At 73.3% G+C, this 18,452-nt stretch carries 17 protein-coding genes; 10 read left to right on the plus strand and 7 right to left on the minus strand.

Annotated elements, in window-relative coordinates; genetic code table 11:
* Window positions 1-52 precede the first annotated feature (52 nt).
* Window positions 53-298: a winged helix-turn-helix domain-containing protein gene (locus AB0G63_RS09440; protein ID WP_360747056.1), complete on the minus strand. Its 246-nt coding sequence runs from the start codon at window positions 296-298 to the stop codon at window positions 53-55.
* Window positions 299-454: 156 nt separating this feature from the next.
* Between AB0G63_RS09440 and AB0G63_RS09445 the strand changes: the two genes are divergently transcribed.
* The gene (locus AB0G63_RS09445; protein WP_360746789.1) at window positions 455-826 is read left to right on the plus strand and encodes a hypothetical protein; all 372 of its coding nucleotides are present in this window, start codon (window positions 455-457) and stop codon (window positions 824-826) included.
* Window positions 823-1,029 (plus strand): hypothetical protein, encoded by a 207-nt coding sequence (locus tag AB0G63_RS09450; protein ID WP_360746792.1) that lies wholly within the window; start codon window positions 823-825, stop codon window positions 1,027-1,029. Before AB0G63_RS09445 ends, AB0G63_RS09450 begins: the two co-directional genes overlap by 4 nt.
* 1,017 nt (window positions 1,030-2,046) lie before the next feature.
* On the opposite strand, the gene AB0G63_RS09455 is transcribed toward AB0G63_RS09450, so the two are convergent.
* Both AB0G63_RS09455 and AB0G63_RS09460 read right to left on the minus strand, forming a co-directional pair.
* Window positions 2,047-2,301, minus strand: a complete 255-nt coding sequence (locus AB0G63_RS09455; protein WP_360746795.1) for a Txe/YoeB family addiction module toxin — start codon at window positions 2,299-2,301, stop codon at window positions 2,047-2,049.
* A complete protein-coding gene (locus tag AB0G63_RS09460) occupies window positions 2,298-2,561 on the minus strand; it encodes a type II toxin-antitoxin system prevent-host-death family antitoxin (RefSeq protein WP_360746798.1) in 264 nt (87 codons plus the stop codon). The genes AB0G63_RS09455 and AB0G63_RS09460 overlap by 4 nt, the downstream gene beginning before the upstream one ends.
* A gap of 282 nt (window positions 2,562-2,843) precedes the next feature.
* Between AB0G63_RS09460 and AB0G63_RS09465 the strand changes: the two genes are divergently transcribed.
* The 4 genes from AB0G63_RS09465 to AB0G63_RS09480 are packed head-to-tail and all read left to right on the plus strand — an operon-like array spanning window position 2,844 to window position 11,060.
* A complete protein-coding gene (locus tag AB0G63_RS09465; RefSeq protein ID WP_360746801.1) occupies window positions 2,844-4,460 on the plus strand; it encodes a TIGR02677 family protein in 1,617 nt (538 codons plus the stop codon).
* Entirely contained in the window at window positions 4,457-5,701 is a 1,245-nt protein-coding gene (locus AB0G63_RS09470; RefSeq protein ID WP_360746803.1) for a TIGR02678 family protein, read from the plus strand. The genes AB0G63_RS09465 and AB0G63_RS09470 overlap by 4 nt, the downstream gene beginning before the upstream one ends.
* Window positions 5,698-9,801, plus strand: coding sequence for a TIGR02680 family protein (locus AB0G63_RS09475; protein ID WP_360746806.1), 4,104 nt, complete (start codon window positions 5,698-5,700; stop codon window positions 9,799-9,801). Before AB0G63_RS09470 ends, AB0G63_RS09475 begins: the two co-directional genes overlap by 4 nt.
* Window positions 9,792-11,060, plus strand: a complete 1,269-nt coding sequence (locus AB0G63_RS09480) for a TIGR02679 family protein (RefSeq protein WP_360746809.1) — start codon at window positions 9,792-9,794, stop codon at window positions 11,058-11,060. Before AB0G63_RS09475 ends, AB0G63_RS09480 begins: the two co-directional genes overlap by 10 nt.
* A 415-nt stretch (window positions 11,061-11,475) precedes the next feature.
* Here AB0G63_RS09480 and AB0G63_RS09485 read toward each other — a convergent pair whose 3' ends face one another.
* From AB0G63_RS09485 to AB0G63_RS09500, 4 genes are all read right to left on the minus strand, one after another.
* Complete coding sequence (locus AB0G63_RS09485) at window positions 11,476-12,150, minus strand: response regulator transcription factor (RefSeq protein WP_360746812.1); 675 nt, start codon at window positions 12,148-12,150, stop codon at window positions 11,476-11,478.
* Window positions 12,147-13,319 (minus strand): histidine kinase, encoded by a 1,173-nt coding sequence (locus tag AB0G63_RS09490; protein ID WP_360746815.1) that lies wholly within the window; start codon window positions 13,317-13,319, stop codon window positions 12,147-12,149. The genes AB0G63_RS09485 and AB0G63_RS09490 overlap by 4 nt, the downstream gene beginning before the upstream one ends.
* Window positions 13,316-14,155 (minus strand): CPBP family intramembrane glutamic endopeptidase, encoded by an 840-nt coding sequence (locus AB0G63_RS09495; protein WP_360746818.1) that lies wholly within the window; start codon window positions 14,153-14,155, stop codon window positions 13,316-13,318. Before AB0G63_RS09495 ends, AB0G63_RS09490 begins: the two co-directional genes overlap by 4 nt.
* A gap of 136 nt (window positions 14,156-14,291) precedes the next feature.
* Window positions 14,292-14,999: an SDR family oxidoreductase gene (locus tag AB0G63_RS09500; RefSeq protein WP_360746821.1), complete on the minus strand. Its 708-nt coding sequence runs from the start codon at window positions 14,997-14,999 to the stop codon at window positions 14,292-14,294.
* Between the two features lie 61 nt (window positions 15,000-15,060).
* Here AB0G63_RS09500 and AB0G63_RS09505 point away from each other — a divergent pair, with 61 nt between their 5' ends.
* From AB0G63_RS09505 to AB0G63_RS09520, 4 genes are all read left to right on the plus strand, one after another.
* Window positions 15,061-15,432 carry a MerR family transcriptional regulator gene (locus AB0G63_RS09505; RefSeq protein ID WP_360746824.1) on the plus strand — a complete coding sequence of 124 codons (372 nt, stop codon included), beginning with the start codon at window positions 15,061-15,063 and terminating at the stop codon, window positions 15,430-15,432.
* A 92-nt stretch (window positions 15,433-15,524) separates the two neighbouring features.
* A complete protein-coding gene (locus AB0G63_RS09510; RefSeq protein ID WP_360746827.1) occupies window positions 15,525-16,757 on the plus strand; it encodes a histidine kinase in 1,233 nt (410 codons plus the stop codon).
* Window positions 16,758-16,774: 17 nt separating this feature from the next.
* Window positions 16,775-17,464, plus strand: coding sequence for a response regulator transcription factor (locus tag AB0G63_RS09515; RefSeq protein ID WP_360746829.1), 690 nt, complete (start codon window positions 16,775-16,777; stop codon window positions 17,462-17,464).
* A gap of 560 nt (window positions 17,465-18,024) precedes the next feature.
* A complete protein-coding gene (locus tag AB0G63_RS09520) occupies window positions 18,025-18,447 on the plus strand; it encodes a hypothetical protein (protein WP_360746832.1) in 423 nt (140 codons plus the stop codon).
* Window positions 18,448-18,452 lie beyond the last annotated feature (5 nt).

Here is an 18,452-nt window from a genome sequence, read left to right on the forward strand (position 1 = left end):
GCCCCCTCTCGCCTGCGGGCGGGAGGGGGCCGCTTCGTCATGCCCGGGGCCATTACTCCGCAGGCGGCTTCGGCAGCTCGGTCACGAACGTCCCCACACCCGGATGCATCTGCGCCAGTCCGGCGGCCCGCAGCTCGGTCAGTACCCGCCGCGCCGTCATCTGCGCTACCCCGAACTCGGCCTGCAGCGCGAGCACGCCCGGAAGCTGCGTCCCTGGCGGATAGGTCCCGTCCGCGATGCGCTCCTCGAGGACCGCGTAGATCTGGCGCCACCTCGGCACGTCCGGCTCCCACTCCATGATCGTCACGCTAGGTTCACTCCGTTCACCCAGCGAGACGAGATAGCCTGTTTCGCCTAGCCACCCTAGCTAGCTAGGTCTACGCTGCGAAGACACAGAAAGCCCCCGCGGCTGCCGGGCCCGGGGGCGTGGCCGACGCTTCGAGGGAGCATCGACATGGCGCACAGTACCGCCCGCACAGGCACCGCGACAGGCCTGCCGCCAGCCGCCCTCGCCCTCCTCCACCTCCCCGCCATCAGCGGCGTCACGGACGGCCAGAAGCGGGGCGCCGACTGTGTATGGTGCGCCTGCGGCCCGCTGACGGCAGAGACCGCCATCGACTACGGCGAGCAGCTCAGCCCCCTGGACAGCGCACCGGACAGCGCCCGACAGCGCTGGTACCCGCGCTCCTGCCGGTCGTGCACCCGTGACCGGGCGTACCGGGCCCTCCTCGACCACGCACCCGCCTGCACCGACGGCTGCGCCGACACCCCCGGCTGCGAGATCGGCCGCGCCCTCAATCGGCTCATCAGGGAGGCTCGGCGATGACCGGCCGGAAGGCCGCCGCTGACGCCGACGAGCAGGCGTCTCTCGCTGCGGGCCGCGCCGCCGGCTACTGCTCGGCGCCGCGCCCCGGCGGAGGCGGCCGCTGCACCAGGCCCCCAGGTATCCACTCGGACGGGGACCACGTCGACTACTACAACGGCCGCCCCTCAGAGGGCGCCGCCGAAGGGTACCGCTGGCCCCAGTAGGCCCCCGTGCCCGGCGCGGCGGTGTGCCGGGCACGGGACGGGCCCGCCGCAGCGCCCTCCCCCGTGGGCCTGCGGCGGGCCACCCCACCAGACGAGCAAGCCGCACAACGCACCCCCTGAACACGGCCCCGACCGGCACGCCGACGCCGGACGGGGCCGCTTCCATGTCTGGGCATTGTGGTGCGCGGGGGAGTGCGGGAGAATGAGATCAGCGCAGGTCAAGCCTCACGCGGCCACCAAGGCAGTGCGTGAGCGGTGCGTGAGCGGAGGTCCCTGAGCGGGCCAGAATCCACGGAGTGAGCCGGAGTGATAGGCCCTCACGAGCAGGGATTTTCGGAACACCCGGAGTGAGCTGGAGTGAGCCAGAGTGGAAACTTCGGACTCATAATCCGTCGGCCGTGGGTTCGAGTCCCACCCGCCCCACCAAAAGCAGGTCAAGGAAACGTTCTGACCTGCGGAAATGTCGTTTCGAGCCCTCGATCGGGTCTCTGGCCCAGGTTCCAGAACCGCGGTGCGAGGGCCCGCGCGTCGGGGCCCGCGCTGGCCACTCTCGGGGAAGGCGCCCGCCGCGAGTGGGGCGGCCGGTACGGCGGGCCCGCGCTGATCGACGCGCTCCTTGGCGACGGCGATGTGGACGCCGCCTGGCGCGAGGCCACCGGCCTCGCCGACGACCGGCAGTGGGAGCAGCTCGCCGGCCTCTCGCGCGAGTCGCATCCGGCCGAGGCGCTCGCTGTCTACCTGCGGCTGGTCGAGCGGTCGAAGGAGCCGACCGGCGACCGTGCCTACGAGCGCCTGGCGGGGCTGCTGCTGGGTGCCCGTGACTGCCCTCGTGTGCTGGGGACGCAGGAGGCGTTCACCGGCCGTCTCGCCGGCCTGCGGGCGGAACTGAAACGTCGGCGCAAGCTGGTGAACATCCTCGACCGGCACGGGCTGGGAAGGGGTGCGGGCCCGGTGCCCGCTCACCGCGTGCCGGGCGGCGCTTCTGGGTCCGAGGTCGGTCGTGTGTACGCGCTGGTGTCAGTAGTGGTACCGGGCCTGGACGATGATCAACTCGTCGTCGGTCGGCTTGTACACGAGTCGGTGGGTGTCGTCGATTCTCCGGGACCAGTAGCCCGACAGGTCCCCCTTCAAGGGCTCCGGCTTGCCGATGCCCTTGAAGGGACCGCGCATGGTGTCGTCGATCACCTTGTTGATGCGCTTGATCATCTTGCGGTCGGTCTCGGCCCAGTAGGTGTAGTCCTGCCAGGCGTGCGATGTGAACGAGATCTTCACGCACGCCCCGTGTCGGGGTCGATGAGCTCACGCTGCCGAGCCTTCCCGGTCTCCGCCTCGGCGATGGAGTCGAGCAGACGGCGGGCGTTCTTGGGGGAGCGCAGGAGGTGCACGGTCTCCATCCAGGAGTTGAAGTCCTCTTCGGACATCAGGACGGCGTTCCCCTTGCGGGACGTGATGTGAACGGGAGCGTGGTCCTCGTTGACCTGCTCGATCAGCGGGAACAGGTTCTGACGTGCCTCGCTGGCGGTGATGGACATGCCTGTCTCCTCCTCTCTCGACTTGTACAAGATATCGTACGAGTCTTGTCGGCGTCCACTGATCGCCTCGAGTCGCCGGCGCGGAGCCGCGACCGGCGTGGCCGGAACGGATCGGACGGCCGCGCCAGGTGAAGGTCGCTGGAAGGGCGGCGGCCGGGTCCATGCCACAGTTCGGCGGCCGTATGGCCGTCTCTACCCCATGGGGCCTGGCTCGGGTGACTCGGTGTGAAGGTCGGGCCTCGGCTTCAGGTTGGGGTTCGAGTCCAAGACAATGTCGGCACGATGACGCCTCAGCCCGCCCGTCCCGACCGTACTGATCCCCGCCCCGCTGAGTCCCCGGGATCCTCCGGCAACCCCTCGTACGCGCCGTTCGCGCACCTCACCGCACCCAACAGTGCCCTCTACCGCGACGTGATGAAGGCGTTCCTGACGGCCAAGGAGCGGTTCGCGGTGCATCTGCGGCCCGAGGACGTACACGTCGCGCTGCCGGCGGAGCGCCGCCCCGCCGATCCGGACGCCGTCGTCAAGGCGCTGGACAGTCTCGTCGACTGGGGCAATCTGCGGGCGGATCCGGATACGTCGCGGGTCACGGCGGTCGAGGACTTCTACCGCAAGCGGTTCATATACCAGCTCACGCAGGCCGGCGAGGCCGCCGAGCAGGCGCTGTCCGCGTACGACGAGGCGCTGGGGCGGCGCGGCGCGCTGCAGGCGGTGGCGCTGCACGACATCGTCACGCAGCTGCGAGCCCTGCTGGTGATCGCCGCAGAGCAGGACGAAGGTGAACCGGATCCGGCCAAGGCCCACCTGGCGCTGTCCACGCTGACGAACCGGTTCGAGGCACTGGCCGAGAACGCGCGGGCGTTCATGGGGTCGCTGCAGCGCACCATCGACCTGCACGGCGTCGGGGTCGAGGTGTTCCTCGCCTACAAGGACCGGCTGATCCAGTACCTGGAGCGGTTCATCCAGGACCTGATCACCCTCGGTGGGCGGATCGCCCTGCTCATCGGCGAGCTTGAGGAGCGGGGACGGGCCGGTGCGCTGCTGCGGCTCGCGGCGGCGCGGGAGGCGGCCGACGCCGCCCCGGACGAGGCCGAGACCGCCGAGGTGCGGGCGTATGCCCGGTGGGCGGCGAAGTGGGCGGGCCTTTCCGCCTGGTTCGTGTCCGCCGAAGGCAGTGAGTCCCAGGCCCGGCTGCTGCGCGGACGCGCCCTGGGAGCGATCCCGCAACTTCTCGCCGTCGTACGCCAGTTGAACGAGCGGCGGGCTGGGCGTTCGGACCGGTCGGCGGACTTCCGCACCCTGGCCCGCTGGTTCGCCGAGGCCCCCGACGACGCGGCGCGGCACCGGCTGTGGCGCGCCGCGTTCGGGCTGTATCCCGCCCGGCATCTCACCGTCGACGCCGACACCCTCGCCGACCGTACGGCCCGCCCGGTGGCCGCCTCCACCCCGTGGGCCGAGGCCGAGCCGCTGCGGATCAGCCCGCAGCTGCGCCGCACCGGCAGCTACGAGCGGCGCGGCAAGCCCCGCAGGGTGCAGGACCGCTCCGAACAGCGGCGACTGCTGGCCGAACTCGCCGTCAAGCAGGCGGAGGAGATCGCCGCGGCCCGCGCCCGGCTGGCGACGGACGGCACCACCCGGCTGTCCGCGCTGGGAGAACTCGACCCGGTGGCCTTCGGCCTGTTCCTGCGGCTGCTCGGCGACGCCCTGGCCACCTGGCGGCCCGGAATGACGACGGCCGTCACCACCAGCAACGACGGCACGATGGAGATCCGGCTGACCACGCTCACCGACGGTACGGCGGCCGAGATCCGCACCCCGGCCGGGGTGTTCCGTGGCCCCGACCACCTCGTCGAGATCACCGACCTGACCGCGGGCATCCCCGCGCGGGAGGCGCGATGACCACACCCCTGGGCGAGGTCCTGGACGGCCGGCGCGCGGCCGAGTTCCACAAGGCCGCCCGTGCCCTGCTGAAAGAGCCGCTGCTGCTCGCGCACGGCCCGGACGCCGACGCCTACCGCCTTGTCCGGCAGTATGCCGCTGAGCTGCGCGACTGGTTCGAGCGCAACACCGGCTGGTCGCTGCGGGTGGACGCGGAGGCCGCCCGGCTGCGCAAGACACCCGGCACCCTCGCCGACGCCACCCACCCGGCGCGGGAGGCGTCCCGCGCCGGTGCGCCGTTCACCCGCCGCCGCTATGTGCTGCTGTGTCTGGCGCTCGCCGCGCTGGAGCGGGGGGAGGCGCAGATCGCGCTCGGCCGACTCGCCGAACAGGTGATGCTCGACGCCGCCGACCCGCAACTGGCCGCCTCCGGGATCGAGTTCACGCTGGAGCGGCGCGACGAGCGCCTGGACCTCGCCGCCGTCGTACGGCTGCTGCTGCGCCACGGCGTGCTGCGGCGGGTCGCCGGGGACGAGGACGCCTACGTCAGCGGGACGGGCGACGTGCTCTACGACGTCCAGCGCCGCGTCCTCGCCGGACTGCTCGCCGCCCGCCACGGACCCTCCACCATCACCGCCGACGGCTTCGAGGAACGGCTGGGCCGGCTCACCGCGGAGAGCGCCCTGGACAGCGACGAGCTGCGGTTCCGGGCGATCCGCCAGAAACTCACCCGCCGCCTCCTCGACGACCCGGTCCTGTACTACGACGAGCTGACCGACGAGGAACTCGCCTACCTGACCCGCCAGCGCGCCTTCCTCACCGCCCGAGTCGGCGAACTGACCGGCCTGGTGGCGGAGGTACGCGCCGAAGGCATCGCCATGGTCGACCCCCAGGACGACCTGACCGACGTACGGATGCCGGAGCAGGGCACCCACGGGCACGTCACCCTGCTGCTCGCCGAGCACCTCGCGGCCAGGGGCGGCGAGGTGAGCCGGACGGAGCTGGAGCACCGAGTGCGCGAACTGGCCGTCGAGCACGGCGGGTTCTGGTCCAAGAGCGCCAGACAGCCCGGCGCGGAAGGGGAGCTGGTCGAGCAGGCGCTGGCCAAACTGACCGCGCTCGCCCTGGTCACCCGCACGCCCGGAGGCGTGGCCCCGCTGCCCGCGCTCGCCCGCTACGCGGTCGGCGAGACGGTGGTGGTGGAGCCGGGCGAACGTACCCCCCGACGAAAGACCTCCCAGCGAAAGGCCCCACAGCCGTGACCGCCCTGCCCCAGCCCGCCCCCGGCCGCTGGCGGCCGCTGCGCATCGGCCTGGTCGACCTCTTCTACTACGACACCGAGGAGTTCTGGTTCCGCGACGGCCGTCTGCTGCTGCGCGGCAACAACGGCACCGGCAAGTCCAAGGTCCTCGCCCTCACCCTCCCGTTCCTGCTGGACGGCGACCTGTCCGCGCGCCGCGTGGAGCCGGACGCCGACCCGGGCAAGCGGATGGAGTGGAACCTGCTGCTCGGCGGGGAGCACCCGCACCCAGAGCGGCTCGGCTACACCTGGATCGAGTTCGGCCGCGTCGACACCGACACCGGGCAGGCCCACTTCCGCACGCTCGCCTGCGGGCTGAAGGCGGTGGCGGGGCGCGGCATCGCCCGCCACTGGTACGCCGTCACCGACCAGCGCATCGGTGCGGAGCTGAGCCTGCTGGACGCCACCGGGACGGCGCTGTCGCGGGACCGGCTCGCGGACGCGGTCGCCGGGCGCGGCATGGTGTACGACACGGCCACGGCCTACCGCAGGGCGGTCGACGAGGCGCTGTTCGGGCTCGGCGAGCGGCGCTACGCCGCCCTGGTCGACCTGCTGATCCAGCTGCGCCAGCCGCAGCTGTCGAAGCGGCCCAACGAGACGGCGCTGTCCCGGGCGCTGACCGAAGCTTTGCCACCGATGGACCAGGCCGTCGTGGCGGACGTGGCCGAGGCGTTCCGGTCCCTGGACGAGGAGAAGGAGGAGCTGCGGGCCGCCGCCGAGGCGGAGCGGGCCTCCTCCGCGTTCCTGGACCACTACCGCCGCTACGCCCGCGTCGCGACGCGGCGCCGGGCCCGGCTGCCCCGCAGCGAGCACGCCCGCTACGAGCAGCTGCACCGCGACCTCGTCCAGGCTCGTGCCGAGCGGGAGGAGGCGGAACAGGACCGGGCCGCGGCCGCGGAGCGGATCGCCGAGCTGGAGGAGACCGCCACCCGTCTGAAAGCGCAGGAGGCGGCCCTGCGCGAGGGCCCCGAGATGCGCAGCGCCCGGGAGTTGGAGCAGGCGGCTGCCGACGCCCGCCGCACCGCGGGGGAGCTGGCCCGCGCCCAGGCCGACCGGGACGAGGCAGCCCAGGTGCACACCCGGGCGCTCGGCCGCCTGGAGACGGCCGGGCGGCGCCTCGAAGCGGCCGAGGAGCGGGTCGCCGACACCCTCACCCGCGAGCGGGAGGCGGCAGCGGCGGCCCGTCTCGACGGCGAGCTGCGCACCGGCGGGGTACCGGAGGCCGAACTGCGGCGGACGGCCGAGGAGTCGGTGGCCCGTAGGCGACGCACCGTCGAGAAGGTGGAGGAGCTGGCGGCCCGCGCCGACGAGGCCGCCGCCGAACGGCGCGCCGCCGCCCGCCGGCTGGACGAGGCCGAGACCGAGGTGGGCCACACCGTCGGCCGCCAGACCGAGGCCGAGGAGCGGGCCGCCGAGGCGGGCCGGGACCTCGTGTCCCGCGTCCGCGCGCATCTGGACGCCTGCGAGGAACTGGCGGTCACCGATCCGGCCGGGCTGCTGGACGGCCTCCAGGACTGGGTGACGCACTGTCAGGGACCGTTTCCGGCACGGGAACAGGCGGCTCACACCCACCGCGAGCGAACGGCGCACCTGGCCGACCGGACGGCCGCCCTCGGACAGGAACTCGCCGCCCTCCGGGCCCGACGCGCCGAGGCCGAGCGGGAGTTGGCCGAGCTGGAGGCGGGCGGCCAGCGTGGCCCCACGGCACCGCACACCCGTACGCCTGGTGTCCGCGACCAGGCGCCGGGGGCGCCGCTGTGGCGGCTGGTCGATTTCCGCGAGCAGGTGTCGGCTGCCGAACGGGCGGGCCTGGAGGCCGCGTTGGAGGCCTGCGGACTGCTGGACGCCTGGGTGTACCCGGACGGCACCGCCGTCCGCGCGGACGGGCACGACATTCTGCTGTCGCCGGGGGACCCCGTGGGCGGGCCGACTCTCGCCGACGCGCTGCGGCCCGCCGTCGACCACGGCGACGCACGAGCCCTGGCGGTCGGTGAGGAGACCGTCTCCCGGCTGCTGGCGGCCGTGGGTCTCGGCTCCGGCCGCTCCGGTGACACCTGGGTGGCGGCCGACGGCCGCTTCCGCGTCGGCGCGCTGACCGGTAGTTGGTCGAAACCGGCGGCCGTGTACGTCGGCGAGGGGGCCCGTGAGGAGGCCCGCCGGGCCCGGATCACCGCTGTGGGTGACGAACTCGCCGTGCTGGCGGACGACATCACCCGGCTCGACGCCGAGCTGGTGGCCGTGCACCGGCGGCGCGGCACCCTGGACGCCGAGCTGGTGGCCGTCCCCGACGACGCCGCCCTGCGGCACGCGCACGCGCTCGCCGCCGCCGCTTCCGACGCCGCCCACCGGGCTCGTGTCCGTCGCGACGAACGCTCGGCCGAACTGGCGGCGGTGGCCCGGCAGGAGGCCGGGGCCGCCACCGAACTCGCCGAGACCGCCGCCGCGGTGAACCTGCCCGCGGACCGGGCGGGCCTGGCCGCCGTCCGCCAGGCCCTGGCCGACTACAGCGCCGTCCTCGCCGCCCTGTGGCCTGCCCTGCGGGAGCGCACCGACGCGGCGCGCGCCCTGGCCGAGGAGCGCACCGAGACCGAGCGGGCCGGGACCCGGGTGGCCGAACTGTCCCTGCGCGCCGAGGAGTCCGCCCGGTTCGCCGCCGCAGCCGACGAACGCCACACCACGTTGCGCTCCACTGTCGGCGCCGCCGTCGCGGAACTTCAGCGCCGCCTGGCCGAGACCGCCGACGCCCTGGCCGCCTGCGAGAGCGACCAGCGGCGGGCCCGCGAGGACCACACCGCCGCCGACCGGCGCGCCCACCGCGCCCAGGGCCACATCGAACGCCTGGAGGTGGACGTACGGGAGGCCACCGCTGCCCGCGCCGAGGCCATCGCCGCCCTCCAGCGGTTCACGGCCACCGGCCTGCTGTCCGTCGCCCTGCCCGAGGCCGCCGTACCCCAGCTCGACGCCGGGCCGTGGGCCGCCACCCCGGCTGTCGCCCTCGCCCGCTCCATCGAGGCCGAACTGTCCGGCACAGACGACTCCGACGGCGCCTGGGAACGCGTGCAGAAACGGCTCAGCGAGGAGTACAAGAAGCTCCAGGACGCGCTCTCCCGGGGCGGTCACAGCGCCTCCGCCCGGATGGTCGAGGACGGTATGGTCGTCGAGATCGTCTACCAGGGCCGTGAGCGGGCCGTCCCTGAGCTTGCGGAGGCCCTCGCCGCGGAGGTCGCCGAGCTGACCCGCATCCTGTCCGCGCACGAACGCGAGATCCTCGAAACCCACCTGCTCACCGAGGTCGCCGGCACCTTGCAGGAGCTGATCGGCGCCGCCGAGCGTCAGGTGCGGGCCATGAACGCCGAACTTGAGGAACGGCCCACCTCCACGGGCATGAGGCTGCGCCTGGTGTGGCGCCCCTCGCGCAAGGCTCCGGCCGGGCTCGTCCAGGTCCGCGAGCGGCTGCGCCAGTCCGCCGACGCCTGGACGGTGGAGGACCGGGCCGCGGTCGGTGAGTTCCTGCAGGCCGAGATCGCCCGCAGGCAGGCCGAGGACACGGCGGGCAGCTGGCTGGAGGTGCTCACCGCGGCCCTCGACTACCGCGCCTGGCACGAGTTCGGCGTCGAACGCCACCAGCACGGCAAGTGGGTCCCGGCCACCGGTCCCGCCTCCGGCGGCGAACGCGTCCTGGCCGTGAGCGTGCCGCTGTTCGCGGCGGCCTCCTCGCACTACGCCACGGCTTCCCCGCACGCCCCGCGCCTGGTCACCCTGGACGAGGCGTTCGCCGGCGTCGACGACGACTCCCGCGCCAAGTGCCTGGGCCTGCTGCACGCCTTCGAGCTCGACGTCGTCATGACCAGTGAACGCGAATGGGCCTGCTACCCGCAGGTCCCCGGCATCGCCATCGCCCAGCTCTCCCGCGTCGACGAGATCCCGGCGGTCCTGGTGACCCGTTGGGAGTGGGACGGCGCCGAACGGGCGCGGGGTACCGAGCCGGGCCACGGGCTCGTGCCCCTCCCGGCACAGGCCACCACCCCCGCTGCCGAGAGCCAGGACGCCCTGTGGAGGTGAACGAGGGCACGAGCGCGCCCCGGCAGCCCCCGGCGCCCGTCGACCGTGACCGTCTGGCCCGCCTGCTCGGCGGCCCCGACCTCGCCTGGCTGGTCGACCGCGTACGCCGCCGCATGGCCAGGGACGAACCCCTCACCGGCCCCGTCACCCTGAGCGCCCCCACCGCCGGGCAGCGGACCGCCGCTGAACGGCTGCTGGGCCGCGCCCCCGGCGCCGGGCATGCGCTGAGTATCCGTCTCGACGCCGTGGACGCCGTCCTGCGCCGCTCCGGCATCAGCCCCGACGGCCTGGCAGCAGCCGTAGCCGCCCTCACGGGACCTGTCGCCCGGCTGGCCGACGTGCGCGCGCGGGAGAAGCGCGCCTGGCGGGACGCGTACGCCCCGCTCGACGAGCTCATCCACACCCATAGGCCCGAACTGGCCGACTGGGCCGAGCGGCTGCGGGGGGACGGCCTCGCACGCCGGCTCACCCGCACCCCGCAGTCGGCGAAGAGCCTGCTGGGTGAGACAGCCGAGGCCCTGCGCCGGCTCCCGGCCGAGCCCGCCGTGTCCCTGCCCGCCTTCGCCGCGGGCACCTTCGGCGACGCCCACGCCCTCGACGACGGCACCCCGCTCGCCACCCTCGTCCTGTCCGGCGCCCGCGCCCTGACCGGCTTCCCGGACGGCAGTGGAGCCGAGTGGCGCCGCGAGGCATGGGCCTCCGCCGGGCTCCTCAAGGACGCCCTGTCCTCCACCGTCCTCACCCTCGGCCTGCGCGGCACCCCCGCCCTCGACTGGGCGGCCGACGCCGGCGAACCCGTCGTGCTCACCCTGCGCCAGCTCAGCCGGACTCCGCCCCGCGCGGCACCCCGCACTGCGTACGTCTGCGAGAACCCGGCCGTCCTGGCCACCGCGGCCGACACTCTGGGCACCGCCTGCCCGCCCCTGGTCTGCCTCCAGGGCCAGCCCTCGGCCGCCGCCCTCACCCTGCTGCGGCACGTGCACACCCACGGCACGGCCCTGCTGTACCACGGCGACTTCGACTGGGGCGGTCTGCGCATCGCCTCCGCCCTGCTGCGCCGCGTCCCCTGGCACCCCTGGCGCTACACCGCCGCCGACTACCGCAGCGCGGTCGCCGCCGCCCCGCTGGCCTCGCCCCTGACCGGCACGTCGACCACCGCCGCGTGGGACCCGGACCTGCCCGCGGCCCTCACCGAACTCGGCGTGCGCATCGAGGAGGAGACGGTACTCGACGACCTGCTGGCCGACCTCGGCCAGTGAGCGGGGCGGCTACGGCGCCGGAGCCGCCTCACCGCGTGTCCAGGTCCCCGGCAGGGGCCTCGACGGCGGTGGTGCGAATGCCGGCTCTCGTGATCGCCAGAGGACACGCAGGGGACACGCAGGGGACGGAAGGACCCGGAAGGACCCGGAAGGATCAGGAAAGCCGACGCGGAGCCAGAATGGCAAAGTGCCTTTGACCTTCTTTGACCTGCGGTTATAGGCAGATCGAGGCAAGAGTGGGGACGGATCGGAAGATCCGGAAGGGACTCATGATCCGTCGGCCGTGGGTTCGAGTCCGACCCGCCCCACCGCGCACTACGCGTGCAGACCTGTCCGGCCGGCGAAGACGGCAAGGCCCGCGCTCCCGCGGGGGCCTTTTTGCGCGGTACGACGGACGCCGACCGGCAGGACGCGGTCAGGTCACCAGGCCCTGGCGGTAGGCGTAGACGACGGCCTGGACGCGGTCGCGCAGCCCCAGTTTGGCGAGGATGCGGGAGACGAAGGTCTTGACGGTCTCCGGGCTGAGCACGAGGGCCGCGGCGATCTCGCTGTTGGAGAGGCCGTCCGCGATCAGACGCAGCACCTCCAGCTCGCGCGGGGTCAGCGGAACGCCGGGCGGGGTGCCGCCGTCGGCGGGGCGGATCCGGGCGGCGTAGCGGCCCACGAGCTGCCGGGTCACCTCGGGGTCCAGCAGGGCCGCGCCCGTGGCCACGGTCCGGATGCCGTGCAGCAGCCGGTCCGGCGGCGCGTCCTTGAGCAGGAAGCCGCTGGCGCCCGCGCGCAGCGCCTCGTAGACGTACTCGTCCAGGTTGAACGTGGTCACCACGAGCACCTTCACCGGATTCGGCACCCCGGCACCGGCCAGCAGCCGGGTGGCCTCGATGCCGTCGAGGACCGGCATCCGGACGTCCATCACCACGACGTCCGGGCGCACCCGGCCGGCGAGGTCGACCGCGGCCTGCCCGTCCCCGCACTCGCCCGCCACCTCCAGGTCGGGCTGGGCGTCGATGATCGTCGCCAGCCCGGTGCGCACCAGCACCTGGTCGTCGCAGACCAGGACCCGGATCGGTGCCCCGCCCGCGCCGCTCACGCCGGGTTCCCCACCGGTATCCGGGCCCGGACGACGAACCCGCCACCCGCCTCCCGTCCCGCGCTGAACTCGCCGCCCAGCACGTCCACGCGTTGCCGCAGACCGGCCAGGCCCCGTCCGCTCCCGCCGGGGGACGCGGTGGACGGGCCGGAGCCGTCCGTGCCGACCTTCACGGAGATCTCCTTCTCGCCGTACCGGACCAGGACCGAAGTGGGGCTGCCGTGGGCGTACTTGAGGGCGTTGGTCAGGGCCTCCTGCACCACCCGGTAGACCACCAGGTCGGCGCTGCCCGCCGACTCGGCCGGCGCGCCCTCCTCGGTGAACTCCACCGGCTGCCCGGCCCGGCGGGTCTGCTCGACGAGGGTGCGCAGCCGGCCGGCCGCCGGTGTCCTGCCGCCACTCGTGCCGGTGCCGGTGCCGTGGTCGGGGTTGAGCAGGTCGAGCAGATGGCGCAGGTCGGAGATGGCCCGCCGCCCGGTGTCGGTGACGTTGGTCAGCGTCTGGTCGAGGCGTTCGGGTGCGCCGGTCAGATACCGGGCCGCCTCCGCCTGCACGACCATCGCCGTCACATGATGGGTCACCACGTCGTGCAGTTCGCGGGCGATCCGGGTGCGCTCGGCGGTGCGGGTGTCCTCGGCGACGCGCCGCCGGCGGTCGGCCTCGGCGGCCCGGGAGGAGCGCAGCCACGCCCCGACGCCCCAGGCGAGGACCAGCGCCAGATAGAACGTCACGAACCCGCTCGCCGTCTCGCCCCCCGACCCCAGCCGGTGCAGCGCGACCGCCAACGGCACGTAGGCCGCGGAGAACAGGAGCGCGGCGGGCCGCCGGTGCCGTTCCAGATGGGCGCCGGTGCTGATCAGGGCGATCGGCAGCGCGGCGCTCGCGAGCGAGTGGTAGCCGCGCAACTGGTCGACGGCGAAGCCGAGGCAGACCAGGGCGAGCGAGACGGCCGGCCGGCGCCGGCGCACGGCGAGCGGCAGGCACTCCAGCCCGAGCACCACGATGGCCGGCGCGTCGAAGGGGCGGGTCGGCAGGTCCCCGACCTGCGTCCCCTTGTCGTGCAGCACCGGCAGGAACGACCCGGCCAGGAGCAGCAGTCCGAGCAGCAGATCGCGGACCGTGACGTCGAGCCGCTGCCACCACCCGGGCGCCTGCCGAGGACTGATCACCGGGGCAGTGTAGCGACGGAGCCGGCCTGGACACCCCGGCGCCGACGCGGCACCAGATGCCCCCGCCGCTTGGCCAGCCACAGGAACGCGACCGTCACCAGCAGCCCGAACAGCACCGAGTACACGCTCGCCTCCGGCCCGAACTGCCCGCCGGTGACGAGCTGGGCGCCCGAGGTGGTGGCGTCCAGCAGCCCCTTCTGGGCTCCTCCGTTGCCGGAGACCTCGGTGCCGAAGACGCCGGACTCGGCGAAGTTCCAGCCGAAGTGCAGGCCGATCGGCAGCCAGAGGGTGCGGGTGGCGGCGTACGCGGCGCCGAGCATGCCGCCGGCCTCGATCGCGATGGCGAGGGCGCCCCACAAGGTCGCGTCCTTGTTGAACAGATGCATCATTCCGAACAGCATCCCGGTCGACACCAGCGCGATCCAGGTCCCGGTGCGTTCCTCGACGATCCGGAACAGCACGCCCCGGAAAAGCAGTTCCTCCGTCACCGCGGCGGCGGCCATGAACCCGACGACCCCCAGCGCGCCGGTCACCGACCCCGCACCGTGGACGGTGTAGTCCCCGAGGAAGGCGATGTTCCCGATGACGCACGCGAAGGTGCCCCCGCCTATGAGCGCCCCCCGCACGAACGCCGCCCGGGCGCCTTCCCGCCCCACCTCGGTGCTCGGCCGCCGTTCGGTCCGCCGTACCACCCAGCCGTAGACCAGCACCGCGGCCACGGCCGTCAGCAGGCCGAGGACCAGGGTGAGGAGCCAGTTCCCCTGCACCGCGGCGACGCACTGCGCCCCGACGAAGGCGACCGCCGCGACCGCCAGGAACTGCCAGACCAGCCTCATGATGACTCCCTCACAGGATCCGCGGCCCAGGTGCCGCGGCTGGCCCGAACGCTACGGATCGGCCGCCCGCGAATCGTCACCGCTCAGTGGACACCTGCGTGTAGCTCGCACGGGGGACAACCGTCCTGGACTGCGGTCAGGAGTTCAGCAACTGGTGCAACTGCTTGTCGAACTCCCGCGGGTCCCGGCTCAGCGACGCCTTGACCATTTCGGTGAACTCATCGACCACCACCTCGACGGCGCCGGCCTCGACGCCGTCGAGGGTGATCCGGGCGACCTCGGCCGGGTCCGTCTTGGGCACGTCGTAGCCCTTCATCATGTCGGTGTCGGCCGCCCCGAGATGTACCGAGGTGACGAGCGTGCCCTGACCGGCCAGCTCCTGGCGCAGCGCTTGACTCATGCTCCACACGGCTGCCTTCGAGACCGCGTAGGCGCTGCTGCCGGGGAAGACGAACCATGATGCCGAGGAAGCCATGTTCACCATCGCGCCCCCGCCGTTCACTGCGAGGACCGGTGCGAAGGCGCGGGCCATCGACAGCGTGCCCCAGAAGTTGACGTTCAGTGCGGCATGGACCGCCTGTAGGTCGCCGAGCAGGGTGCCGCCTCCGATGCCGGCATTGTTGACCAGCAGGTTCACATCGCCCGCCGTGCGGGCTGCGGCCGCGACGGCGTCCGGGGCGGAGATGTCCAGGGCGAGGACCTCGACGCCGTCGAGATCGATGGACTCGGGACGACGGGCGGTCGCGTAGACCTTCGCGCCCCGCTCGACGAGCTGGGCAGCGAGGTGGCGGCCGATGCCGCGGTTGGCTCCGGTGACGAGCGCAGTGGCTCCGTTGAGGTTCATGAGACGTACGCTAGAACCTCACGTCGACGTGAGGATCAAGCCCGGAGTGACGGAAGGTGTCATGCGTATCGGAAAGGTGGCCGAACGCGCTGGAGTCAGCGTCCGTGCGCTGAGGTACTACGAAGAGCAGGGGCTCGTCATCGCCGACCGCAGCCCCAGCGGCCACCGGCGGTACCCCGAGTCCGCCGTCGAGCGGGTGAAGTTCATCCAGCTCCTCTACGCGGCCGGTCTGAGCAGCAAGGCGATCCGGCAGATCCTTCCGTTCCTGGACACTCTCGTCGCGACCCCGCAGATGACGCGCCGGCTCATGGACGAGCGTGCCCGTATCAGGGGCCAGATCGACGCCCTGACCAGGGCGCACGATCGGCTCGATGAGCTGATCCGCCTCTCCGCCGAGTACGAGAACGCCCCGGCTACGTGCTCGGCGACGTAGCCGCCGGCCGTCACATCAGGCCTTCAGGTGAAGCGAGTTGGCCGAAACCAGGGGTCGGCGCTCTGGCGTCCTCCTGGCGTAGCGTGGCGGCCATGGTGCGTGGTTTGCCTCTTCGGCCCTGGATGCATACGGCCTACGACGTCGCCGTCGCGGGGATGGTGGCCTGTTCGGCCTCCTACTACAGCGAGGGGTACGACCAGGCGATCGGCTGGGCGATGGCGCTGACGCTGGTGTTCCGGCGGCGGCGGCCGATGACCGTGCTGGGTGTGGTGTCGGCGCTGGCGTTGCTTCAGTACGTGCTGGCCGTCGTTCCGGACGAGGCCCAGGCGGGCGCGCCGACGGGCTACGACATGGCCGTCCTGGTGGCGATGGTGTCGGTGGTCACCCACGCCCGTGCCATGTGGCAGGTCTATACCGCGGGCGCGGTGGTCGTGGTCGGCGTGGTGCTGGGGTTCGGCGGAGTCGACAGCCTGTTCACGCCAGGTGCGGCGTCGATGGACTTCGTGCCGTTCGTGGCGTTCCTCGGCATCTGCGTGGCGGTGTGGCTGACGGCCGTGGTGCTGCGGACCCGGCGGCTGTACGCGGCCGGCCTGGAGGAGAAGGCCGCCGCGGAGGAGCGGGAGCGGCGGCATCTGGCGCAGCTCGCCGCGGCCGGGGAGCGGGCCGAGATCGCCCGGGAACTGCACGACGTGGTGGCCCACAGCCTGGCGGTGATGATCCTCCAGGCCGACGCGGTCGGCTACGTGCTCAAGACCGATCCGGACAAGGCCGGTACGGCGTTGCGGACCATCGCCGCCACCGGCCGGGACGCGCTGGAGGACATGCACCGGATCGTGCGCGTCCTGCGCGCGGGCCGGGCTCCGGGCGAGGTCGAGGAGGAGGGGTCCGAGCTGGGCGACGGCCGGCGCCGGGCGTCGCTGGCGGGTCTGGAGACCCTCGTGGAACGGGCCCGTACGGCCGGACTGCTGGTGACCCTGACGGTCCACGGCGACCGGGACCGGTTGCCGACCGCGGACCAGCTGACGGTGTTCCGGGTCGTCCAGGAGTGCCTGACCAACGCGTTGCGGCATGCCGGACCCGGCGCGCAGGTCGCCGTCACGCTCAGCTGCGAGGAGGACGTCGTGCACATCGAGGTGTCCGACGACGGAGGCGGCCGGCTGGGGGCGCCTGCCGGCGCGGAGGGCGTGGCCGGCGGCGGCAACGGCCTGGTGGGCATGCGTCAGCGGGTGGAGGTGTCCGGTGGCCGTTTCACCGCCGGACCGCGCCTCGGCGCGGGATGGCGGGTCGAAGCGGATCTTCCGACGAAAGCGGGGGCGGCGACGTGAAGGGCGGGAGCACGGACATGAACACGGACCCGAGTGGGGACCTGGGCAGGCCGATTCGGGTGGCCGTGGTGGACGATCAGCCGCTGATCCGGGCGGGATTCACCATGGTGCTGTCGACGCAGAGCGACATGGAGGTCGTAGGGGAGGCCGCGGACGGCGCCGAGGCCCTGAGACTGCTGAAGAACACCGAGGCCGATGTCGTGATCATGGACATCCGCATGCCGGTCATGGACGGCATCGAGGCCACGCGGCGGCTCGCCGAGCGGGGCACCGCGCCCCGGGTGCTCGTGCTCACCACCTTCGACACCGATGAGGACGCCTTCGCCGCGCTGCAGGCCGGGGCGAGCGGCTTCCTGCTGAAGAACTCCCCGGCCGAGGACGTCGTGTCGGCCATCCGTGTCGTGGCCGCCGGCGAGTCCGTCGTCGCTCCGCGGGTCACGCGGGCGCTGCTGGACCGGTTCGCGGGGAAGCTGGCGCCGCCTCCGCGGCGTGACGACCGGCTGGCCGTGCTGACCGCCCGGGAGCGTGAGGTGCTGGAACTGGTCGCCGAAGGGCTGTCGAACGCCGAGATCGCCGCCCGTCTGTTCGTCGCCGAGGCCACCGTGAAGGCGCACTTCGGGAAGGTGCTGGCCAAGCTGCACCTGCGCGACCGCGCGCAAGCCGTGGTGTTCGCCTACGAGTCGGGCCTCGTGCGCCCCGTCGGCTGATCCCTGTGCGCCCTGAACGGGGCGCGGGCCGGGCGGTGTCCGGGCGCGGGCGGACGGTGAGGGTGTCCGGACGGCGTCCGGGCCGCGGTCCAGGCGGGGGGCGGGGCCGTGAGCGGGCCTGAGAAGATGGCAGGCCGACAGGCCGACAGGCCGACAGGCCGAGAGGCCAGGCGGCGCGGCGGTAAGACGCGGCAGCGCCGGATCGCCCCGCGGCCCCGCGGCCCCGCGGCCCCGCGGCCCCGCGGCCCCGCGGCCCCGCCGTCTCGCCGTCCCGCCGTCCCGCCGTTCGGCGGTCTCCGCCGGGCTGCCTCCGCGCGTCGGGCTGCCTCCGTGCGTCGGGCTGCCTCCGTGCGTGGCGCTGTCCGCGTGCTCTCGCGGGTCGGTTCGAGAACGTCGCTCCGCGGCTACGACCGTGGTCGTAGACCCGCGCTGCGACTGCGGTCGCAAGCGCCCGCGCCCGACATTCGATCGTGCTCCGATGTGCCAGGGACGCCGAACTCCGAGGATTACTTCCACGGCCCGCCGGAAAACGCCGGCGGAACTACTCGGAGGTTATGGCCATGGCGGTTTTTGGCGCTGTCCGCAAGAACAGGTCCCTGGTTTTCGGGGCGGGCGGCGTGGTGCTCGCCGCCGTCGTGGCCGCCACTGCCGCATACGGCTGGCACGAACACAACAAGCCCAGTCAGGCATCCGCCGCGGACTGCCGGCTGGCGCAGCGGATCGTCGACGAGGCGCAGCGGCTCCCCAAGGACGCCAAGGCGGCTGACGCCTGGGGGCAGCGCACGGCCACGATGCGCAGGGCGCGGATGAAGGACGGCTACCTCGGCGCGCAGATCTCCAACTACGAGGGGTGGGCGGTCCTGCACGCCAAGGGGGAGGGAGAGCCGCCGACCGGCAAGGAACTCGCCCGGATGGCCAAGGAGGCCAACAGCCACTGCACGGACGCCGGTATCACCCTCACCCTGCCCGCATTCGATTCCTGACGGAC

The organism is Streptomyces sp. NPDC020996 (assembly GCF_040641355.1).
In the GTDB taxonomy this organism is placed as follows: domain Bacteria; phylum Actinomycetota; class Actinomycetes; order Streptomycetales; family Streptomycetaceae; genus Streptomyces.

Bases quoted from the DNA above. Each gene is read 5' to 3' on its own strand.
- AB0G63_RS09440 (WP_360747056.1), bottom strand. From the start codon at position 298: ATGGAGTGGGAGCCGGACGTGCCGAGGTGGCGCCAGATCTACGCGGTC.
- AB0G63_RS09445 (WP_360746789.1), top strand. From the start codon at position 455: ATGGCGCACAGTACCGCCCGCACAGGCACCGCGACAGGCCTGCCGCCA.
- AB0G63_RS09450 (WP_360746792.1), top strand. From the start codon at position 823: ATGACCGGCCGGAAGGCCGCCGCTGACGCCGACGAGCAGGCGTCTCTC.
- AB0G63_RS09460 (WP_360746798.1), bottom strand. From the start codon at position 2,561: ATGTCCATCACCGCCAGCGAGGCACGTCAGAACCTGTTCCCGCTGATC.
- AB0G63_RS09465 (WP_360746801.1), top strand. From the start codon at position 2,844: ATGACGCCTCAGCCCGCCCGTCCCGACCGTACTGATCCCCGCCCCGCT.
- AB0G63_RS09470 (WP_360746803.1), top strand. From the start codon at position 4,457: ATGACCACACCCCTGGGCGAGGTCCTGGACGGCCGGCGCGCGGCCGAG.
- AB0G63_RS09495 (WP_360746818.1), bottom strand. From the start codon at position 14,155: ATGAGGCTGGTCTGGCAGTTCCTGGCGGTCGCGGCGGTCGCCTTCGTC.
- AB0G63_RS09500 (WP_360746821.1), bottom strand. From the start codon at position 14,999: ATGAACCTCAACGGAGCCACTGCGCTCGTCACCGGAGCCAACCGCGGC.
- AB0G63_RS09505 (WP_360746824.1), top strand. From the start codon at position 15,061: ATGCGTATCGGAAAGGTGGCCGAACGCGCTGGAGTCAGCGTCCGTGCG.
- AB0G63_RS09510 (WP_360746827.1), top strand. From the start codon at position 15,525: ATGGTGCGTGGTTTGCCTCTTCGGCCCTGGATGCATACGGCCTACGAC.
- AB0G63_RS09515 (WP_360746829.1), top strand. From the start codon at position 16,775: ATGAACACGGACCCGAGTGGGGACCTGGGCAGGCCGATTCGGGTGGCC.
- AB0G63_RS09520 (WP_360746832.1), top strand. From the start codon at position 18,025: ATGGCGGTTTTTGGCGCTGTCCGCAAGAACAGGTCCCTGGTTTTCGGG.